Origin of the sequence: Trichococcus sp. (assembly GCF_049589555.1) — a bacterium.
Taxonomy (GTDB): Bacteria; Bacillota; Bacilli; order Lactobacillales; family Aerococcaceae; genus Trichococcus.
Genome location: NZ_JBAWAZ010000369.1, coordinates 1 through 4,909, shown reverse-complemented (window position 1 = coordinate 4,909; position 4,909 = coordinate 1). Strand labels below are relative to the sequence as shown.

Sequence of the window (4,909 nt, the reverse complement as noted above, 5' to 3'; positions counted from 1 at the left end):
ATGCATCGATGTCAGAATCGAACTGACCGCTTCCGGCGTATGCGCGTAATCGACGACACAGTGGACCCCGTTTTTCAGATGGACGATTTCATAACGCCCCGGCACGCCCGCAAAGGAATGCATCTGTTCCGTAACATCCGCCAACGGATAGCTGAGATCCTGAATCACCGCACTCGCCAGCGTAATATCATAGAGATTGTGTTCACCGGGCATATGCGGATCCAAAACTAACGTCTCGTCAGAAACGTCCAAAGTGACCTCATGATTCGTCATCTTTTTGATGGAAAGTACGGCATCGTCCTGATGGCCCACAGTGATGACCGCAGTCCCCTTGGCGATCAAACGCTGCGCCAGTTTCATACCCCAGGCATCATCGGTATTGACGACCGCTTTTCCATCCGGCTTCAGCTTGTCGAACAGTAACGCCTTGGCTTCGAAATAAGCCTCCATTGTTTTGTGGTAATCCAAATGGTCGTGCTGCAGGTTCATGAACAGGGCGTAGTCGAATGCGACACCCTCCAGACGGTATTGCGTCAGGCCATGCGAAGAGACTTCGATGACGACAAAGTCATCCTTTGACGCCGCAATCAACTCGTGCACCTTTTCGGCATTCGGTGTCGTGTTCGGCGTCGGATATTGGATACCGTTGATTTCATTGTAGATGGTGCCGATCAGGGAAACGCCAAACCCTTGTTGCTCCAGCAAATGCTTAAGGAAAAAAGCGGTCGTCGTTTTTCCGTTCGTGCCGGTTATGCCGATGACGCGTTTCCTTCCGGAAGGATGCTTATAAAATTTATCCGCCAACTGTCCCAGCGCTTGGCGACTGTTGGCGACTTTTAGGTAAGGAATCGGTAATGCCTCTGGGCAATCGTGTTCGCCGACGATCAAAGCGGCACCTTGTGCGATTGCATGCGGGATATAGTCATGGCCATCCTGTTCAAAGCCAGCGATGGCGACAAATACCATTCCATCCGTGATGTCCCTGGAACTATCGGTAATGCCGGTGATTATTTGTTCTCCATCCCAATTTGGCTGCTCTCCCAGCTGATAATCAGACAGCATTTCTTTCAATTTCATGGAATTGCTCCTTTAATGATGTTTCTAGCGGGTTTCAGTATACTTATCAAATGCGAAGTTTTTATGAATTTTTGTAAGAAACCCGCTTTGCTTTGTATAGGATAAACCATCAAGGCGTTTTTCGGTACTGTTATGTTGCAGAATTTCTTTGTGTTGGGCGGAAATATTATGATAATCTTCGGATTTCAACTATACCTTATCTAGTACGGAATAATTGCCCTCAAGCCTTTTGCGCATTCAGGATTTCCCACACGACCGTCACGGTATCGCTGTTGCTGATGTCTTCGGGCTCGAGATCGATCATCGGGGCGCTGTCGTAGGCCATCTTAGATGAAGCCGCATAGACGCGGGAACGCACTTCGATTTCACCCCAATCGTAATCGATCACCAAAATTTTCCCGAGCATGACACCGCCCGCCGCAGCCAATATCTGCGCCTTCTCCTTGGCATCACGCACGGCATCCTCCAGCAAAGCCTGCTCGACCGCATGCCGATCCTTCAGGAAAAAATAGACCGAAAATTCCGGATCCGCTTCGCAGGCCGACAGCGCCAACAGAATTTCACCAAGGCGCTTGCTGTCGTTTCCGAAGGTGACCTTCAAGTCGTTCCGGTAGCGGTAGCCGAGGAAATAGCGCTTGTTTTCGCCGCGGAAGTCGTTTCGGTGTTCATACGCGCTGTCGATCGAGAAATGTGTGGAGCGGATTTCCTTCTTAGGGAATCCAAGCGGCAACAACGTTTCCCGGACTTGCTCAAGCGCCAAAGCGGCATGCTGCATCGCCAATTCGTACGTGTCCTTGATGTCCTCCAACTGCAGCGAAATGGCTATGCTATCAGGTGCAGCGCTGGCGAAACCTTTGCCTTTGACGGTCATTCTTGAAATTTCCATGTTGGTTATCCCCTTTTTGAATGGATCTGCTTCATTTTCCTTAAGACTAGCACTCGGAAAGCGGTTTCGCAAAAATCAAGGCCTGACTACAAAAAAACAGTCGTTTAAGACGACTGTCCGGTTTCTTTCCCATTCTGTTCCTTTACCGCCAAACGATCAACCAACCTGCGCACACCATACGTTAAAGGGATCGAAAGGTGCAAGGCTACCTGCAGACCGTGCAGCATCACAAATTCCACCGTATTGATCGGATCAGGGAGATCCATGCCCAGCTGATACAGCTGATAAGCCTGCTGCGCCTGCAGCCCGGCCATCGCCAAAAAGAAAACGTTGCTCCAAAAAGGTCGGCGTGTGTATTGATCAAAAAAGGCATTCCGATAAACAACGTTCACCAAAAAGAAAAGGGCAGTGGTCATGATGATGATCATAATTGCATTTTGGTAAGAAATCCCGCCAACTCTATCAACTGGCATAGATATATAAACAAGAAGCAACGCCGTCATGATCAACAAACTGTAAAAGCCGAATTTGTAACGAACCTTCTTTTGATTCTCATCGTAATATTTCAAAAAAATCCCTCCACATCTTCCGCAAAAGATCCGACCAATTCGTTCATTTCACTTTCCAGCATATCGATTTCGCAATAGGCCAGCGTCGGATTGTTCGCAGCGAAATAGCGGTAAACTTGGTTCACACGCACGCGGAATTGTTTTGGGCTGATCGGCAACTGGTTCGCGCGCTTCAAGCCGCCCTTCTCGCTCAAGAGGAACTGCCGGTTCAATGCATGGATGACCTGAACCCAGGAACAGGCAGCTTGGAAGAAACTCCCGCTGGCGTAGTGGATGCCCCCTTGCATAGCGGCACTATGGCCATTTTTGAGTGACAGTGCCGCCTCCTTCATGAAATAGGCAATCGTCGCTTGGCGCAGTTTTTCCGGATACAGGCCCTGCTCTGAAAGCTTTTCCTTCAGCGCCTTAATCGGATGATCTGTCGATTCCCAGAGAATTCGGCCATAATGGATTTCAGCCGCATAGCTGCTGTTCACGACTCCGAAAGGATGGCCGCTCTCGCGCTTGATCGTAATCTTCCCGTCGAGGCAATCAGAGATGGCATCCACAACAGAATCGATCTCCCTTAGTCTGTAATGTAGGGGCACCTCGATATCATCCAACCGGCGGACCACATATTCCAGCTCCTGATTGGTCAGTCCTCCAGCGACATGGTACAGCAGGATAGCTGATTCCGTTATATTGTCTCCACCTCCGTAACCCACGATGCCTTTCAATCCGGGAATGCTTTTCAGTTCGCTCACAATCTTCTCTCTGTTAACTTGGTCCACGCATGCCACCTCACATTTTTCTGATGGAAAACCTTATCGGAACGGCCGGCTTGGAAATTTCACAAACCCACAAACACTAGTACGCGGCCTTCAATCATGCAATCTATTTGCTTTTATCCTATCATTTTTAGAGAATTATCGCAATTTTGACAAGGTCCGCCTTTTCAGGATAATTCGCAGTGGAAGTACTTCCAAAATACTGAAGCGGTTTTTGATTCCCCTTGTCTGCCTTCTGAAAACATGCTATCATTCTATCTATAACAAGGGAATGAATGTCTCCCCTAGCAAATCGCTTAAACCGCTTATACAAGCTGATGACTTCTGCGCAATAGGCGCAGTCTGTCATCGGCTTTTTTAGTGGCAACAATCTGGAGGTGCAGCTTTTGATATTCAGTATCGCTCTTATTCTTATCCTCGGTTTTCTTCTCAGTTCGCTCTTCACCCGGCTCCAACTGCCAGGTTTGTTGGGCTTGATTTTGACCGGTATCCTGTTGGGTCCTTACGCAATGGATCTGATGGCGCCGGAATTACTGGCGATTTCCGCGGATATCCGGAAAATCGCCTTGATCGTCATTCTGGTGCGCGCCGGTCTGACGGTGGATTTGGGCGATCTCAAAAAGATCGGCCGTCCTGCTGTCCTGATGACCTTTTTGCCGGCGACCTTCGAGATTCTGGCGGTCATCCTGTTGGCGCCGAAATTGTTGGGCATCACTTTATTGGAGGCTGCTATCCTCGGGGCCGTCCTTGGGGCCGTTTCGCCTGCTGTCGTTGTTCCGCGCATGATCATGCTGATCGAGAGCGGCTACGGCAAGGCCAAAGGGATCCCGCAGATGATCCTGGCTGGCGCATCCGTAGATGATGTCTATGTTATCGTCCTGTTTACCTCGTTCATGGGCATGTACACCGGCAGCGGGTTCCAGGCAATCACCCTTCTTTCCGTTCCGGTTTCGATTGCGTTGGGCCTGCTCGGGGGTCTGTTGGTGGGCTTGGGTCTCATTTTTCTTTTCCGGTCGTTCCATATCCGAGACACTATGAAAGTCATGCTGGTTTTGAGCACTTGTTTCCTGTTGGTGGCGACGGAGGACTCTTTGGAAAAATTCATTCCCTTCTCTGGGTTGCTCGGCGTCATGGCTGTCGGAGCCACTTTATTGAAAAGACGCCCGGAATTGGCCAAACGTCTGAATAATAAATTCTCCAAAATCTGGTCCGCGGCGGAAATCTTCCTGTTTGTTTTGGTAGGCTCGGCTGTCGACATCACAGCCTTGCGTGGCGCCGGTTTCGCGGCAGTTGCCTTGATTTTCGGCTCTTTGATTTTCCGGATGGTGGCGGTCTTCCTGGCGGTTTCAGGCACAAACCTGAATGCGAAAGAACGCATTTTCTCCGCGATGGCGTACACTCCGAAAGCCACTGTCCAAGCGGCTATCGGTTCGATCCCTTTAGCCGCCGGAGTCGAAGCCGGCAGCATCATTTTGAGCGTCGCCGTTTTAGCGATCATTTTGACCGCGCCGATTGGTGCCACCTTCATTGATCGGACTTACAAAACATTATTGACGAAGGATGCCGCATCAAGAAACTAAGAAAAGATACGCCCTCAAGCGCATAAGCTC

5 protein-coding genes and 1 riboswitch are annotated in these 4,909 nt (G+C 49.8%); of the genes, 1 reads left to right on the top strand and 4 read right to left on the bottom strand.

The annotated features are described in order from the left end of the window. The 4 genes from WBV27_RS12825 to WBV27_RS12810 all read right to left on the bottom strand — a co-directional run. Nucleotides 1-1,077 (bottom strand): Mur ligase family protein (locus WBV27_RS12825; protein WP_424202519.1); only part of this gene is annotated, 1,077 nt, incomplete at its 3' end. 220 nt (nt 1,078-1,297) lie between these two features. Then, nucleotides 1,298-1,963: an SIMPL domain-containing protein gene (locus tag WBV27_RS12820; RefSeq protein WP_424202518.1), complete on the bottom strand. Its 666-nt coding sequence runs from the start codon at nt 1,961-1,963 to the stop codon at nt 1,298-1,300. A 104-nt stretch (nt 1,964-2,067) separates the two neighbouring features. Beyond that, nucleotides 2,068-2,532 (bottom strand): hypothetical protein, encoded by a 465-nt coding sequence (locus tag WBV27_RS12815; protein ID WP_424202517.1) that lies wholly within the window; start codon nt 2,530-2,532, stop codon nt 2,068-2,070. Further along, a complete protein-coding gene (locus WBV27_RS12810) occupies nt 2,529-3,302 on the bottom strand; it encodes a hypothetical protein (protein ID WP_424202516.1) in 774 nt (257 codons plus the stop codon). The genes WBV27_RS12815 and WBV27_RS12810 overlap by 4 nt, the downstream gene beginning before the upstream one ends. A gap of 255 nt (nt 3,303-3,557) precedes the next feature. Then, nucleotides 3,558-3,633: riboswitch (Fluoride riboswitch) on the top strand. Between the two features lie 43 nt (nt 3,634-3,676). On the opposite strand from WBV27_RS12810, the gene WBV27_RS12805 reads away from it, so the two are divergent. Next, the gene (locus WBV27_RS12805) at nt 3,677-4,879 is read left to right on the top strand and encodes a cation:proton antiporter (protein WP_424202515.1); all 1,203 of its coding nucleotides are present in this window, start codon (nt 3,677-3,679) and stop codon (nt 4,877-4,879) included. Nucleotides 4,880-4,909: the final 30 nt, after the last annotated feature.